Here is a 13,654-nt window from a genome sequence, read left to right on the forward strand (position 1 = left end):
ATGGAGATGCGCCAGCGGGGGCCATTACAGGCTATTAAATACGCGGTTTTCCTGCTCCTGAACGCGGATAAACGTCGTACGTTTAGTCAGCTCTTTCAGACGGGATGCGCCCACGTAGGTGCACGCCGAGCGCAAGCCGCCCAAAATATCACGCGCGGTGATTTCCACCGGGCCGCGCAGAGGAAGCTTCACGGTTTTGCCTTCTGCGGCACGGTATTTTGCCACGCCGCCGACGTGACGGGTCATGGCGGATTCAGAGCTCATACCGTAGAACAGCATAAATTTCTCGCCGTTCTCTTCAACAACGGTACCACCGCTCTCTTCGTGACCGGCCAGCATACCGCCGAGCATCACGAAGTCCGCGCCGCCGCCAAAGGCTTTCGCAACGTCGCCTGGCATAGTGCAGCCGCCGTCGCTGATGATCTGGCCGCCCAGACCATGCGCAGCATCGGCACACTCAATCACGGCAGACAGCTGCGGATACCCGACGCCGGTTTTCACACGCGTGGTGCACACGGAACCCGGGCCTATACCCACTTTTACGATGTCTGCACCGGACAGAATCAGCTCTTCGCACATTTCACCCGTCACCACGTTGCCCGCAATGATGGTTTTTGTTGGCCAGGCATCGCGCGCTTTGCTGACGAACTGGACGAAGTGTTCGGAGTAACCATTCGCCACATCGATACATACAAAGTTCAGCGCCGGATTAGCATTCAGGATCTGTTTGGTTTTTTCGAAATCAGCATCGGACGTACCGGTAGAGACCATCACATGCTTCACAACGTCAGCAGACGCAGAAGCAACAAACGCGCTCCACTCTTCGGTGCTGTAGTGCTTGTGAACTGCGGTAAGGACATCGAACTGTGCCAACGCGGTTGCCATCTCGAAGGTACCGACAGTATCCATATTAGCCGCGATGATCGGCACGCCAGACCAGGTCTGACCGGAATGCTTAAAGGTGAATTGACGTTCGAGTTCAACGTCTGAGCGACTTTTCAGTGTAGAGCGTTTAGGGCGGATAAGAACGTCTTTGAAACCTAACTTCAGATCTTCTTCGATACGCATGTGCGGATTCCTGGGGTTAGAGGCAAATTTGTTAAAAGCACAACTCCAGTGACGTTATCATACGCACTAATACCTGCTCCGCAAGACTGCGAAATTCTCTTTTTTTACGCTACAATCCTATAAATTTACCTGGTAAAAAGCAGGTAAACGGAGCCAAACATTTGCTGCAACATGTTTATTTTTTAAGCAACTGATTTTAATAATGAATAATTCCCAGGATTTGATTTAATGGGGTATATCGTCGCGTTAACCGGCGGCATCGGTAGTGGCAAAAGCACCGTTGCGGACGCCTTTTCTCGTCTCGGCACCACGATTGTTGATGCCGATATCATTGCCCGTCAGGTGGTAGAGCCAAATACACCCGCGTTAAACGCCATTGAGGCCCGCTTCGGTAGTACCATCATCAATGCTGATGGCACGCTTAATCGTCGCCAGCTACGTGATTACATATTTTCTGAATCTTCAGAAAAAAACTGGCTTAATGCCCTGCTCCACCCCATTATCCACCTGGAAACTCAGCGCCAGATCGCCGCAACCCGTTCACCTTACGTTCTTTGGGTCGTTCCGCTGCTGGTGGAGAACCAGCTTCAGACGAAAGCCGATCGTGTTCTGGTCATCGACGTTGATCCCGAAACGCAAATTCAGCGAACCATGGCACGCGATCGCGTTTCGCGCGAGCATGCTGAACAAATTCTTGCCGCTCAGGCCACGCGCGCCCAGCGCCTTGCCGTTGCGGATGATGTTATTGATAATAACGGCGCACCAGATGCCATTGCATCGGATGTTGCCCGTCTGCACGCGCAGTATCTGACGTTTGCCGCGCAGGCCGTTGCACAGGAAAAACCATAATGTCGACTCACATTCTTTTTGAGCACCCACTGAATGAAAAAATGCGTACCTGGCTACGCATTGAATTTCTCATTCAACAACTCTCACAGTATCTGCCCGTTAACGATCATGCCACGGCTCTGCCTTTCTTCCGCAACGTCGGCGATCTGCTGGACGTCATTGAACGCGGAGATGTCCGCACAGAGTTGCTGAAAGAGCTTGAGCGCCAACAGCGTAAACTGCAGGCGTGGACGGAAGTGCCGGGCGTCGATCAAAGCCGTATTGATTCTCTTCGCCAGCAGCTGAAAAACAGCAGCAGCGTGCTGATGACCGCGCCGCGCGTTGGGCAATTTTTACGGGAAGACCGCTTAATCGGCCTGGTGCGTCAACGTTTGAGTATCCCTGGCGGATGCTGCAGCTTTGATCTGCCAACGCTTCACATGTGGCTACATATGCCACAAGCGCAGCGTGATGCCCAGGTGAATAGCTGGATGGCAAGCCTGGAACCGATGAATCAAACGCTGTCGCTGGTACTCGATCTGATCCGTAACTCGGCGCCTTTCCGCAAGCAAACCAGCCTGAACGGTTTCTATCAGGACAACGGTGATGATGCCGACCTCCTGCGCCTGAACATGTCCCTGGGCGAACAGCTCTATCCGCAAATTTCCGGGCATAAAAGCCGCTTTGCGATTCGCTTCATGCCGCTGGACAGCGAAAACGGCACCGTGCCGGAACGCCTCGATTTTGAACTGGCCTGTTGTTAAGGAGTGCCGATGTCTGACGTAACCACCGTAAGCTGCCCGACCTGTGGAAAAACCGTCGTCTGGGGCGAAGTGAGCCCATTTCGCCCATTCTGCTGCAAACGCTGTCAGTTAATTGACCTGGGCGAATGGGCGGCAGAAGAGAAGCGCATTCCGAGCGAGGGCGACCTCTCTGACAGCGATGACTGGAGCGAAGAGCAGCGATAGTCCTGAAAGCCTGCTGACGCTTCGCTTAGCAGGCCTACGGTTTTGCCACTAATCTTAGGATCACGGGCTCATTAGCCGGCGGGAATTTATCTGCGTCGGTCGCATTAAGCTCAACCCAGTTACCCGGCTGTCCCTCTTTACCCCAGGGCTCTCCTTCCCAGTTCTCGACAAGCCAGAACCACAGCGTGATGTGCCGGTCCGGAAACTGGTACTCCAGTTTATCAAACAGCGTTGCACCCAGCGGCGTTATCCCTACCTCTTCCTGAAGCTCTCGCACCAGCGCCTGTTCCGGCGTTTCACCTGATTCGATTTTCCCGCCGGGAAACTCCCACTTGTTCGCCATGTGGGCATCAGCCGCACGCTGGGTTATGAAGAATTGGTTTTGCGGATTGCGAATGATCCCGACGGCGATTTGCAGTTTTTTCATATTGTTACTCCCATAAAAAAGGCGCAGATATCTGCGCCTTTTCGATTCGTTAACGTCTTAGTTCAGACGGCCGTGGCACGACTTGTACTTCTTGCCGGAACCACATGGGCACGGATCGTTACGGCCCACTTTACGATCGCCCGTCTGCGCAGCGATCGCGGCAGCCGCTTCGCCTTCGTCGGTCTGGTGGCTCAGCTGTTGCATCTGCGCCAGACGTTCAGCTTCTTCGCGACGCTGTTGCTCCATCGCTTCCACTTCTTCCGGCATACGCACCTGAACCTTGCTCAGGGTGCTGATCACTTCATACTTCAGCGATTCCAGCATAGACGCAAACATGGCGAAGGACTCGCGCTTGTACTCCTGCTTTGGATCTTTCTGCGCATACCCACGCAGGTGGATACCCTGACGCAGGTAGTCCATTGCGGCCAGGTGCTCTTTCCACAGGGAATCCAGCGTCTGGAGCATCACGCCTTTTTCGAAGTGACGCATCATCTCAGCGCCAACCACTTCTTCCTTACGCTTGTAAACGTCCAGTGCGGTTTCGAAGATACGCTCACGCAGGGTCTCTTCGTGCAGCTCAGGCTCTTTGTCCAGCCACTCTTTGATTGGCAGCTCAAGGTCGAAGTCGTTTTTCAGACGTTCCTGCAGGCCTTCGATATCCCACATCTCTTCCAGAGACTGCGGTGGAATGTGGCCATCGATGGTGGCTTTAAACACGTCCTCACGGATGCTGTTAATGGTTTCGCTTACGTCAGACACGTCCAGCAGTTCGTTACGCTGGGTGTAGATGGCGCGACGCTGGTCGTTGGCAACATCATCATATTCCAGCAGCTGCTTACGAATATCAAAGTTGCGGCTTTCTACCTTACGCTGCGCGTTCGCAATCGCTTTGGTCACCCACGGGTGCTCGATCGCTTCGCCAGGCTTCATACCCAGTTTACGCATCATGCCGGAAACGCGGTCAGAGGCGAAAATACGCATCAGCGCATCTTCCATAGACAGGTAGAAGCGGGAAGAACCGGCATCACCCTGACGACCCGCACGGCCGCGCAGCTGGTTATCGATACGACGAGACTCATGGCGCTCGGTACCAATAATATGCAGACCACCGGATGCCAGAACGGCATCGTGACGAACCTGCCAGTCGGCTTTAATCTGCGCGATCTGTTCTGGCGTTGGGTTTTCCAGCTCCGCCACTTCAGCCTGCCAGCTACCGCCGAGCATAATATCCGTACCACGACCCGCCATGTTGGTGGCGATGGTCACGGCTCCCGGATAACCCGCCTGCGCAACGATATCCGCTTCTTTAGCGTGGAATTTGGCGTTCAGTACGTTGTGTTTGATGCCCGCTTTGGTCAGCTCATTGGAAACCACTTCGGATTTCTCGATGGAGATGGTCCCCACCAGCACCGGCTGGCCCGCCGCGGTACGATCGCGAATATCTTCGATGATCGCCTGAATTTTTTCCGCTTCGGTCATGTAGACCAGATCCGGCATATCCTTACGGATCATCGGACGGTTTGTTGGAACAACCACGGTATCCAGCTTGTAGATGGAGCTGAATTCAAACGCTTCGGTATCTGCAGTACCGGTCATGCCTGCCAGCTTCTCGTACAGGCGGAAGTAGTTCTGGAAGGTAATGGACGCCAGTGTCTGGTTTTCGTTTTGAATATCAACGCCTTCTTTGGCTTCAACGGCCTGGTGCAGGCCGTCGGACCAGCGACGACCCTGCATGGTACGGCCGGTGTGTTCATCAACGATGATCACTTCACCGTCTTTCACGATGTAGTCAACGTCGCGGGTAAACAGCGCGTGGGCACGCAGTGCAGCGGTCACATGGTGCATCAGCATGATGTTAGTCGGTGAGTACAGTGACTCACCCTCTTCCATGATGCCCTGCGCAACCAGCAGCTCTTCAATCTGAACCAGGCCGCGTTCGGTCAGGTTCACCTGACGCGCTTTTTCATCAACGGAGAAGTGACCTTCCCCCTGGAAGGTGTCGGAGTCTTCTTTCTCCTGGCGCAGCAGGTGTGGAATGATTTTGTCGACTTTACGGTACATCTCGGAGCTGTCTTCAGCCGGGCCGGAGATGATCAGCGGGGTACGCGCTTCATCGATCAGGATGGAGTCCACCTCATCCACCAGCGCATAGTGCAGCTTACGCTGAACGCGCTCTTCAGGGCTGAACGCCATGTTGTCGCGCAGATAATCGAAGCCGTATTCGTTGTTGGTACCGTAGGTGATGTCCGCGTTATAGGCTTCACGCTTGGCGGGTGCCGGCAGGCCGGACATGTTGATACCCACGGTCAGGCCCAGGAATTCGAACAGCGGACGGTTGTTTTCGGCATCACGCTGTGCCAGATAGTCGTTGACGGTAACGACGTGAACGCCTTTACCGGTCAGCGCATTCAGATAAGCAGGCAGCGTTGCGGTCAGGGTTTTACCTTCACCGGTACGCATTTCTGCGATGCAGCGTTCGTTAAGTACCATACCGCCCAGCAGCTGCACGTCGAAGTGACGCATGCCGAATACACGCTTACTTGCTTCACGCACGACGGCGAAAGCTTCCGGGATCAGGTTCTCTAACACTTCCCCTTTTTCCAGACGCGCGCGAAACTCTGCGGTTTTGGCTTTTAGCTCGTCGTCAGACAGCTTCTCCATCGCCGGCTCCATGCCGTTGATGACGGTGACGGCTTTGCGCATGCGGCGCAGGGTACGATCGTTACGACTACCAAAAACTTTGGTTAATAATTTGATTAACATAATAAATTCTCAAACGCCCCAGATGGGCAGATAAATTAAGGTATTGAAAAAGCGTTAATTTAGCTGAGGCGCTGTGGCCCGGCGCGGATGCCATGAACCTGGCTTATCCAGGTCGAAACCGAGAAGGCTGCGGGGGGAACGAAAGCGGTTAACGCCGTCTGACGAACCGTAACAGGCGGCTGGCTATCCTGCGTCAGCAGCGCGTTAAGCGTGTCGAGCAGAGCAAGATGCTGAGCCTGTTCAGGCAGCGCCTCTTCCGCAGCAGGCATGGTCTGAGGTGCCATCGCAAATGACAGATGGCGAATAACGGTGCGGATAGCGTGCTGGTGCCAGTAATCGACGGTAAAATTCGGGCGGCGGTTGGCTTCGAGCCATGCGAGGTTAGTAAAGTTAACCCGCGTGGATAAATCGTGTTTGGTGGTGGTTGTCTTTGTGGGTGCTGCGGCTTCAGCACTGTTGCTGAGCGCAGGCAAGCCGAGACTCGCCGCGACCATCCCTAATAAGAGATGCGGCCAGAAGTAACGTCTGCCAAGTTGTCGCCAGCGCGTCAGTATTCCGCTCACTTGCTCCACCACATAAGCCAGCCTTGTGTAGGCTGAGGTCAATTATTCTTTTTAGCGCCCAGATATTACCACTAAAGCCATGGCACGGCAGCAGGAATGACGTCATGCGGCAGGTAAAAACGGTCAAGAATTCAGCTAACGCACAGATTCTCTGCGACTGACGGATGGCCACGGAAGGCTGGGGCAAAACAGAGAAGGGTAAAAATAAAAACGACTGGTCTTCCTGGCCGGAGAGAGTACCAGGTTAACCAGTCGATTTTTTACGAAACGGCTTTAACCGTTACGCCAGAACCATAGTCGGGGCTTTGAACGCCAGCGGCAGTTCTGCTTCGTCTTCGAAGGTCACATATTCCCAAGCTTCCTGTTTTGCCAGGACGGCCTGCAACAGTTTGTTGTTCAGCGCATGACCGGATTTAAACGCGGTAAATGCACCAATGATGTTGTGACCACACATGAAGAGGTCGCCGATGGCATCCAGCATTTTGTGACGAACGAATTCATCTTCAAAACGCAGGCCGTCTTCGTTCAGTACGCGATAATCGTCAACAACGATGGCACAATCGAAGCTGCCGCCCAGGCACAGGCCACGGGACTGCAGATATTCGATATCACGCATAAAGCCGAAAGTACGCGCACGGCTGATCTGGCGCATAAACGCATCAGCAGAGAAGTTCATCGCATAGCGCTGGGTGCTGGCATCAATCGCCGGATGGTTAAAGTCGATGGTAAAGTCCAACGAGAAACCATTGTACGGTTTGAATTCAGCCCACTTGTCGCCATCTTCGACGCGAACGGTATCTTTGATGCGAACAAATTTCTTCGCGCAGTTCAGTTCTTCGATGCCGGCATCCAGCAACAGATAAACGAACGGAGCAGCACTACCATCCATAATCGGGATTTCTGGCGCATCGACTTCAACAATAATGTTGTCGATACCCAGACCCGCCAGGGCGGCGTTCAGGTGCTCTACGGTAGAAATCCGCACGTCATGCTCGTTGACCAGACAAGTACAGAGCATAGTATCACGCACAGATTTGGCATCGGCCGGAAAATCTACCGGTGGATTCAAGTCGGTGCGACGATAGATGACCCCGGTATTGGCCGGCGCAGGGCGCAGCGTCAGTGTGACTTTTTTGCCGGTATGTAAACCGACGCCAGTCGCCTGAACGATACGTTTAAGTGTCCTTTGTTTGATCATCGTATAATCTCGCCAAATTAACTATCCAACCGAGAGTGTATATCACTAACGGTGGGCCAGTTTAGCACAAAGAGCGCAAATCCCCAAATTCCAGCCAATTCTTAGTCAGCTTGCTTACGCAGGAACGCTGGGATATCCAGATAATCTGGCTCTTTCGCCGTTTGTGGAGTGGTATCGTTAACCACTTTCGCGGCCGGTTTTTGCTCCTGAGTCAGCGGAGACATGCCGTGCTGCTGGTAACGATCCATAACCGGCTGCTGAGTCTGCTTGTTGGTCACCAGGGTGATCTCAGGACGCTTGTCCATACCGATACCGGTGGCAACAACCGTTACACGCAGCTCGTCGTTCATTTCCGGGTCAAGAGAAGTACCGATTACCACGGTCGCGTTGTCGGAAGCGAACGCACGGATGGTGTTACCCACGGTTTCGAACTCATCCAGACGCAGGTCGAAACCAGCGGTAATGTTGACCAGCACGCCGCGCGCACCGGACAGGTCGATATCTTCCAGCAGTGGAGAAGAGATGGCCATTTCAGCCGCTTCTTCTGCACGATCTTCACCGCTTGCCACGCCAGAGCCCATCATCGCATAGCCCATTTCGGACATCACGGTGCGAACGTCTGCAAAGTCAACGTTCATCAGGCCAGGACGGGTAATCAGCTCAGCGATACCCTGAACCGCGCCTTTCAGCACGTCGTTTGCTGCGCCAAAGGCGTCCAGCAGGGAGATACCGCGACCCAGAACTTTCAGCAGTTTGTCGTTCGGGATGGTAATCAGAGAGTCCACATGTTTGGACAGCTCGGTGATACCCTGCTCCGCGAATGCCATACGCTTCTTGCCTTCAAAGTTGAAAGGCTTGGTCACGACAGCAACGGTCAGGATACCTAAATCTTTTGCCACTTCAGCGACAACTGGTGCTGCACCGGTGCCGGTACCGCCACCCATGCCCGCTGCGATGAAGACCATGTCTGCACCATCCAGTGCGGCGCGCAGGGCTTCACGATCTTCTTCTGCCGCATTACGGCCGACTTCCGGGTTAGCGCCAGCGCCCAGACCTTTGGTAATGCCACCGCCGATCTGAATGGTCTGGCCAACGGCCGTCTTACGCAGTGCCTGTGCATCGGTGTTGACCGCAAAGAATTCAACGCCTTCGATGCGTTCACGCACCATATGCTCTACGGCGTTACCGCCGCCGCCACCGACGCCGATGACTTTAATCACCGCGTCGTTGGTTAATTCCATAGGTTCAAACATAATCTCTCTCTCCGTTGTGCCTGTCGCCCGAGACCGCTAATTCTCTCCGGTCTCTTAAAAAAATTAAAACTCTTTTCGCAACCAGGTGTTAAGTCGTTTGACCCAAGACCCCACCGAGACGCGTTTTTCCACTTCTGCTTCACCACTCAAATGGGATTCTTTCCCGTAGTGCAGCAGGCCCACGGCCGTTGAGTAATACGGCTCCTGAGCGTAATCCGTTAAACCGGTAATATTCAGCGGCGCACCAATACGCACCTGCGTATGGAACACGCGCTGAGCGCAGGCCGCAAGACCTTCAATTTGCGCTGCCCCGCCGGTTAATACAATCCCCGCCGCAAGATGATGTTTAACGCCCTGCTGGCGAAGCTGTTCCTGTAACTGCAAAATCTCTTCGTTGACCAGGTTGAGCAGCTCGGTATAGCGCGGCTCAATCACCTCTGCCAACGTCTGGCGCTGCAGGCTGCGCGGTGGACGACCACCGACGCTCGGCACTTCAACGCTCTCATCTTTGCCCACGATAGAACCCAGTGCGCACCCGTGGCGGACTTTAATGGCCTCTGCATCGCTCGGTGGCGTACCAAAGGCGTAGGCAATATCGCTGGTCACAACGTTCCCGGCATAAGGGATCACTTTGGTGTGGCGCAGCGCGCCGCCGGTATAGACAGCCATGTCCATTGTACCACCACCAATATCGACCACACAGACGCCCAGTTCACGTTCATCTTCGGTCAGCACGGAATAACTCGCGGCCAGACCGGCGAAAATAAGTTGGTCAACTTTCAGGCCACAACGTTCAACGGCTTTGACGATGTTCTTCGCCATATCGTTGTGACATGTGATCAGGTGCACTTTTGCCTGCATACGCACGCCGGAAAGACCGACCGGGTTCTTGATCCCTTCCTGGTAGTCAATCGCATATTCCTGCGGGATCACGTGCAGCACGCGGTGCTCATCGCGAACGCGCACGGACTTCGCCGTATGCACAACGTTCTCAACGTCTTCCTGCGTCACTTCTTCTTCAGAAATCGGCACCATACCGATTTCGTTCTGGCAGCTGATGTGCTTGCCAGAAAGGGCCAGATAGACAGAGGAGATCTGGCAATCCGCCATTAATTCAGCCTGATCGATGGCGCGCTGTACGCATTTCACCACCGACTCAAGGTCATTTACCCCACCTTTATCCATACCACGGGACGGGCAGCTGCCCACGCCAATGATATTGACCATACCGTCGGGCAGAACTTCCCCTACTAAAGCGGCAACCTTCGCGGTGCCAATCTCCAGTCCAACTACCAGTTTTCTGTCCGTCGCCTTGATCATTGTTGTTCTGCCTGTACCTGTGCCTGATTCTGTTGCTGATTAGGTTCCTCGACCGGAGCCGGCTCCCAACCGACTGCTGCGCCTGAGTCATAGCGCAAATCAACGTAGCTTATCCGTTTGCCGTCCGTCTGCGCCTGCTGCTGTAAAACCGGGTAAAGTTCTACAAAACGCGCCAGACGTTTCATTGTGTCGCCGCGGCCAAGGTTGAGCTTAATGCCATTCGTTAACGTCAGCTGCCAGGAGCGGCGCGCCGTCATCGCGGCATCTTTTAACGTAAAGCGGTTCTTAGCCAGCACCTGTCCCATATCGCGAAAACCCTGTAACACTTCATTTTCGCTGCCTTCCGGGCCATACAACATCGGTAAATTTTGCTTGTTGACGCGATCGCTTGGGACGCTGAAGGAATTTCCGTCCACGTCTACCATGTGCTGATCATTCCAACGCGCAATGGGCACATATTCAACCAGATGAATCTTCAATTCATCAGGCCATTGCTTTCTTACGCTCGCCTGTTTTATCCACGGCAGACGTTCAATCTGGCTCTGGATAATATTGACGTCCTGCGTCATAAAGGTGCCAGGCGAACCCAGCGCCAGAATAGACTGGCGAATATCATCGTTACGCGTGTAGTGACGCTCGCCGGTCACCACAAGCTTAGAGAGCGGTAAACGCTGCGCATCTTCCATCCAGCCCAGCACCATCCAGCCGCTGATAAACACGGTGCACAGCACCCCGAGCAGGAAAATAATTCCTGCAAGACGCGTTCCATTACTCCGGCGTGAAGAAGAATATTCTTCCTCTTCTTCGCGGTTGCGCGTGTTCAATGCAGCCTGAGACATATCAGCCCGCCTGGTCCAGAATACGTACGACTAACTGCGAGAAGCTCATTCCCGCCTGACGCGCCGCCATCGGCACAAGGCTGTGGCTGGTCATGCCTGGAGAAGTGTTGGCTTCCAGCAGGTAAAATTGCCCATCACTGTCGAGCATCACATCAATGCGTCCCCAGCCGCGGCACCCCAGAACATTCCAGGCTTTAAGCACCAGAGACTGTAAATCTGCTTCACGTTCTGCTTCAAGACCACTTGGGCAGAAATATTGCGTCTCATCAGAGAGATACTTCGCCTCATAATCATAGAAGACTCCGGCGGGTTGGATGCGAATTGACGGTAAAATTTCTTCGCCAAGCATCGCGACGGTAAATTCCGGCCCGCTGAGCCATTTTTCAATCAGAACTTCTTCATCATGTTGAAATGCCAGCGCTAAGGCAGAGGATAAATCCCCTGCTTTATCGACTTTGGACATTCCCACGCTTGAGCCTTCGCGGCTCGGCTTAACAATAACCGGCAGGCCCAGTGCAGCAATGCGTGTATTAACGCTGTCTGACAGGCCCAATTCAAATTCACGACGCGTCAGCGCAACCCATGGCGCAACGGGCAGCCCCGCCCCTTGCCACAGCAGTTTGCTGCGCAGTTTATCCATGGAAATGGCAGACGCCATAACGCCGCTGCCGGTGTACGGCATGCCGATTAACTCCAGCAATCCCTGCAGCGTGCCGTCTTCACCACCGCGACCGTGCAGGGCGATGAAGACTTTATCAAAGCCCATCGCTTTCAGCTGCGTCACATCGGCCTCTTTAGGATCGACCGGGTGCGCATCCACGCCGCCTTCACGCAGGCCCGCCAGCACGGCTGCGCCTGAGTTCAGGGAAACCTCGCGCTCGGCGGAGGTGCCGCCAAACAGGACAGCAATCTTATCAGCCATGACGCCCGTCCTCCTGAGTTTGCGGCTTCAGTTTGATTTCGGCTAAGGTACGGGCGATTTTGCCGATATTTCCCGCACCCTGAATCAGAATCAGATCGTTACCCGTCAGCACCGGCGCGAGAATTTCCGCTGCCTGAGCCGGGTCGGAGACCAGAATTGGGTCCACTTTACCGCGTCCACGGATGGTACGACACAGAGAACGGCTGTCCGCGCCCGGAATCGGCGTTTCGCCCGCGGAATAAACGTCCAGCATCAGCAGCGTATCGACCTGCGACAGCACGTTGGCGAAATCGTCATACAGATCGCGGGTACGGGTGTAGCGGTGCGGCTGGAAGATCATCACCAGGTTTTTATCCGGCCAGCCCGCGCGTGCCGCTTTGATGGTTGCATCCACTTCCGTTGGGTGGTGACCGTAGTCGTCCACCAGCATGGCGGTACCCGCTTTGCCGTTTACGGCGTCGAGCGGGAATTCGCCGAGGAAGTCGAAGCGACGGCCTGTACCCTGGAAGCTTTCCAGCGCGCGCAGGATCGCCTCGTCTTCAATGCCTTCTTCCGTGGCAACAGCCACCGCCGCCGCCGCATTCAGGGCGTTATGACGGCCCGGCGCGTTCAGCGTAACCTGCAGCAGCTCTTTGTCCTGACGCGCCAGGGTGAAATGTCCCTGCGCCCCAACCTGCTTGTAATCTTCCACACGCACGTCAGCGTCTTCGCTGAAACCGTAGGTGGTAATCTGACGCCCAACGCGCGGCAGCAGCTCGCGGATCACCGGATCGTCGACGCACATTACCGCACGTCCATAGAACGGCAGATTGTGCAGGAAATTAATAAAGGTCTGTTTGAGATTCTCGAAGTCGCCCTGGTAGGTATCCATGTGGTCAGCTTCGATGTTGGTGACAATCGCCACCATTGGCTGCAGGTGCAGGAACGACGCATCGCTCTCATCCGCTTCTGCAATCAGATAGCGGCTGTGCCCCAGACGCGCATGCACGCCTGCCGCTTTTACCAGGCCGCCGTTGACGAACGTCGGATCCAGTCCGGCCTCGGCGTAAATGCTGGATACCATTGCCGTGGTCGTGGTTTTACCGTGCGTACCCGCAACCGCGATGCCGTGACGGAAACGCATCAGTTCCGCCAGCATTTCAGCACGGCGGATCACCGGGATACGCGCTTCATGCGCGGCAACGATTTCCGGGTTGTCAGAGGAGATGGCGCTGGACACCACCACCACGCTCGCATCGCGCACGTTTTCCGGGCGATGGTTGAAATAGATAGTCGCCCCAAGCGACGCTAACTGCTGCGTAACAGGGTTTGGCGCCAGATCGGAACCGCTGATCTGATAACCTTCGTTAGCTAACACTTCGGCAATACCGCCCATGCCAGCACCGCCGATGCCGACAAAGTGAATGTGCCGGACGCGACGCATCTCGGGCACGATAGAACGCAGTTTCGCCAGTTGTTGTGTATTCATTCTCTAAACGCCATCGACTACTCAAAAAATTCGTGCA

The 13,654-nt window shown here is 54.7% G+C and carries 13 protein-coding genes; 3 read left to right on the forward strand and 10 right to left on the reverse strand.

The genetic code is table 11. The annotated features are described in order from the left end of the window. Window positions 1–24: 24 nt before the first annotated feature. Window positions 25–1,068 (reverse strand): GMP reductase, encoded by a 1,044-nt coding sequence (locus tag D5067_RS19035; protein WP_119935522.1) that lies wholly within the window; start codon window positions 1,066–1,068, stop codon window positions 25–27. A 228-nt stretch (window positions 1,069–1,296) separates the two neighbouring features. Here D5067_RS19035 and coaE point away from each other — a divergent pair, with 228 nt between their 5' ends. Genes coaE through yacG form a run of 3 tightly spaced genes read left to right on the forward strand, consistent with a single transcriptional unit; the run spans window position 1,297 to window position 2,864 of the window. Further along, a complete protein-coding gene (coaE, locus tag D5067_RS19040; RefSeq protein WP_119935523.1) occupies window positions 1,297–1,917 on the forward strand; it encodes a dephospho-CoA kinase in 621 nt (206 codons plus the stop codon). Beyond that, window positions 1,917–2,660, forward strand: coding sequence for a cell division protein ZapD (zapD, locus tag D5067_RS19045; protein ID WP_119935524.1), 744 nt, complete (start codon window positions 1,917–1,919; stop codon window positions 2,658–2,660). The genes coaE and zapD overlap by 1 nt, the downstream gene beginning before the upstream one ends. A 9-nt stretch (window positions 2,661–2,669) precedes the next feature. Then, window positions 2,670–2,864 carry a DNA gyrase inhibitor YacG gene (gene yacG, locus D5067_RS19050; protein WP_119935525.1) on the forward strand — a complete coding sequence of 65 codons (195 nt, stop codon included), beginning with the start codon at window positions 2,670–2,672 and terminating at the stop codon, window positions 2,862–2,864. 34 nt (window positions 2,865–2,898) lie between these two features. Here the strand turns inward: yacG and mutT are convergent, their stop codons facing one another. From mutT to murC, 9 genes are all read right to left on the reverse strand, one after another. Further along, window positions 2,899–3,291, reverse strand: a complete 393-nt coding sequence (gene mutT, locus D5067_RS19055) for an 8-oxo-dGTP diphosphatase MutT (RefSeq protein ID WP_119935526.1) — start codon at window positions 3,289–3,291, stop codon at window positions 2,899–2,901. A 57-nt stretch (window positions 3,292–3,348) separates the two neighbouring features. Beyond that, window positions 3,349–6,054 carry a preprotein translocase subunit SecA gene (secA, locus tag D5067_RS19060; protein ID WP_119935527.1) on the reverse strand — a complete coding sequence of 902 codons (2,706 nt, stop codon included), beginning with the start codon at window positions 6,052–6,054 and terminating at the stop codon, window positions 3,349–3,351. 59 nt (window positions 6,055–6,113) lie between these two features. Next, window positions 6,114–6,617, reverse strand: a complete 504-nt coding sequence (gene secM, locus D5067_RS19065) for a secA translation cis-regulator SecM (RefSeq protein ID WP_160117937.1) — start codon at window positions 6,615–6,617, stop codon at window positions 6,114–6,116. A gap of 280 nt (window positions 6,618–6,897) precedes the next feature. Beyond that, window positions 6,898–7,815 carry a UDP-3-O-acyl-N-acetylglucosamine deacetylase gene (gene lpxC, locus D5067_RS19070; RefSeq protein ID WP_014068905.1) on the reverse strand — a complete coding sequence of 306 codons (918 nt, stop codon included), beginning with the start codon at window positions 7,813–7,815 and terminating at the stop codon, window positions 6,898–6,900. A 101-nt stretch (window positions 7,816–7,916) separates the two neighbouring features. Further along, window positions 7,917–9,068 carry a cell division protein FtsZ gene (gene ftsZ / locus D5067_RS19075; protein ID WP_119935529.1) on the reverse strand — a complete coding sequence of 384 codons (1,152 nt, stop codon included), beginning with the start codon at window positions 9,066–9,068 and terminating at the stop codon, window positions 7,917–7,919. A gap of 63 nt (window positions 9,069–9,131) precedes the next feature. Continuing rightward, a complete protein-coding gene (ftsA, locus tag D5067_RS19080; protein ID WP_010426970.1) occupies window positions 9,132–10,388 on the reverse strand; it encodes a cell division protein FtsA in 1,257 nt (418 codons plus the stop codon). After that, on the reverse strand, window positions 10,385–11,227 hold the full coding sequence (ftsQ, locus tag D5067_RS19085) for a cell division protein FtsQ (protein ID WP_119935530.1): 843 nt from the start codon (window positions 11,225–11,227) through the stop codon (window positions 10,385–10,387). Before ftsQ ends, ftsA begins: the two co-directional genes overlap by 4 nt. 1 nt (window position 11,228) lies before the next feature. Then, on the reverse strand, window positions 11,229–12,149 hold the full coding sequence (locus D5067_RS19090; protein ID WP_119935531.1) for a D-alanine--D-alanine ligase: 921 nt from the start codon (window positions 12,147–12,149) through the stop codon (window positions 11,229–11,231). Continuing rightward, window positions 12,142–13,617, reverse strand: a complete 1,476-nt coding sequence (gene murC / locus D5067_RS19095) for a UDP-N-acetylmuramate--L-alanine ligase (RefSeq protein WP_119935532.1) — start codon at window positions 13,615–13,617, stop codon at window positions 12,142–12,144. The genes D5067_RS19090 and murC overlap by 8 nt, the downstream gene beginning before the upstream one ends. Between the last annotated feature and the right edge of the window lie 37 nt (window positions 13,618–13,654).

The organism is Enterobacter huaxiensis (genome assembly GCF_003594935.2).
Taxonomy (GTDB): Bacteria; Pseudomonadota; Gammaproteobacteria; order Enterobacterales; family Enterobacteriaceae; genus Enterobacter; species Enterobacter huaxiensis.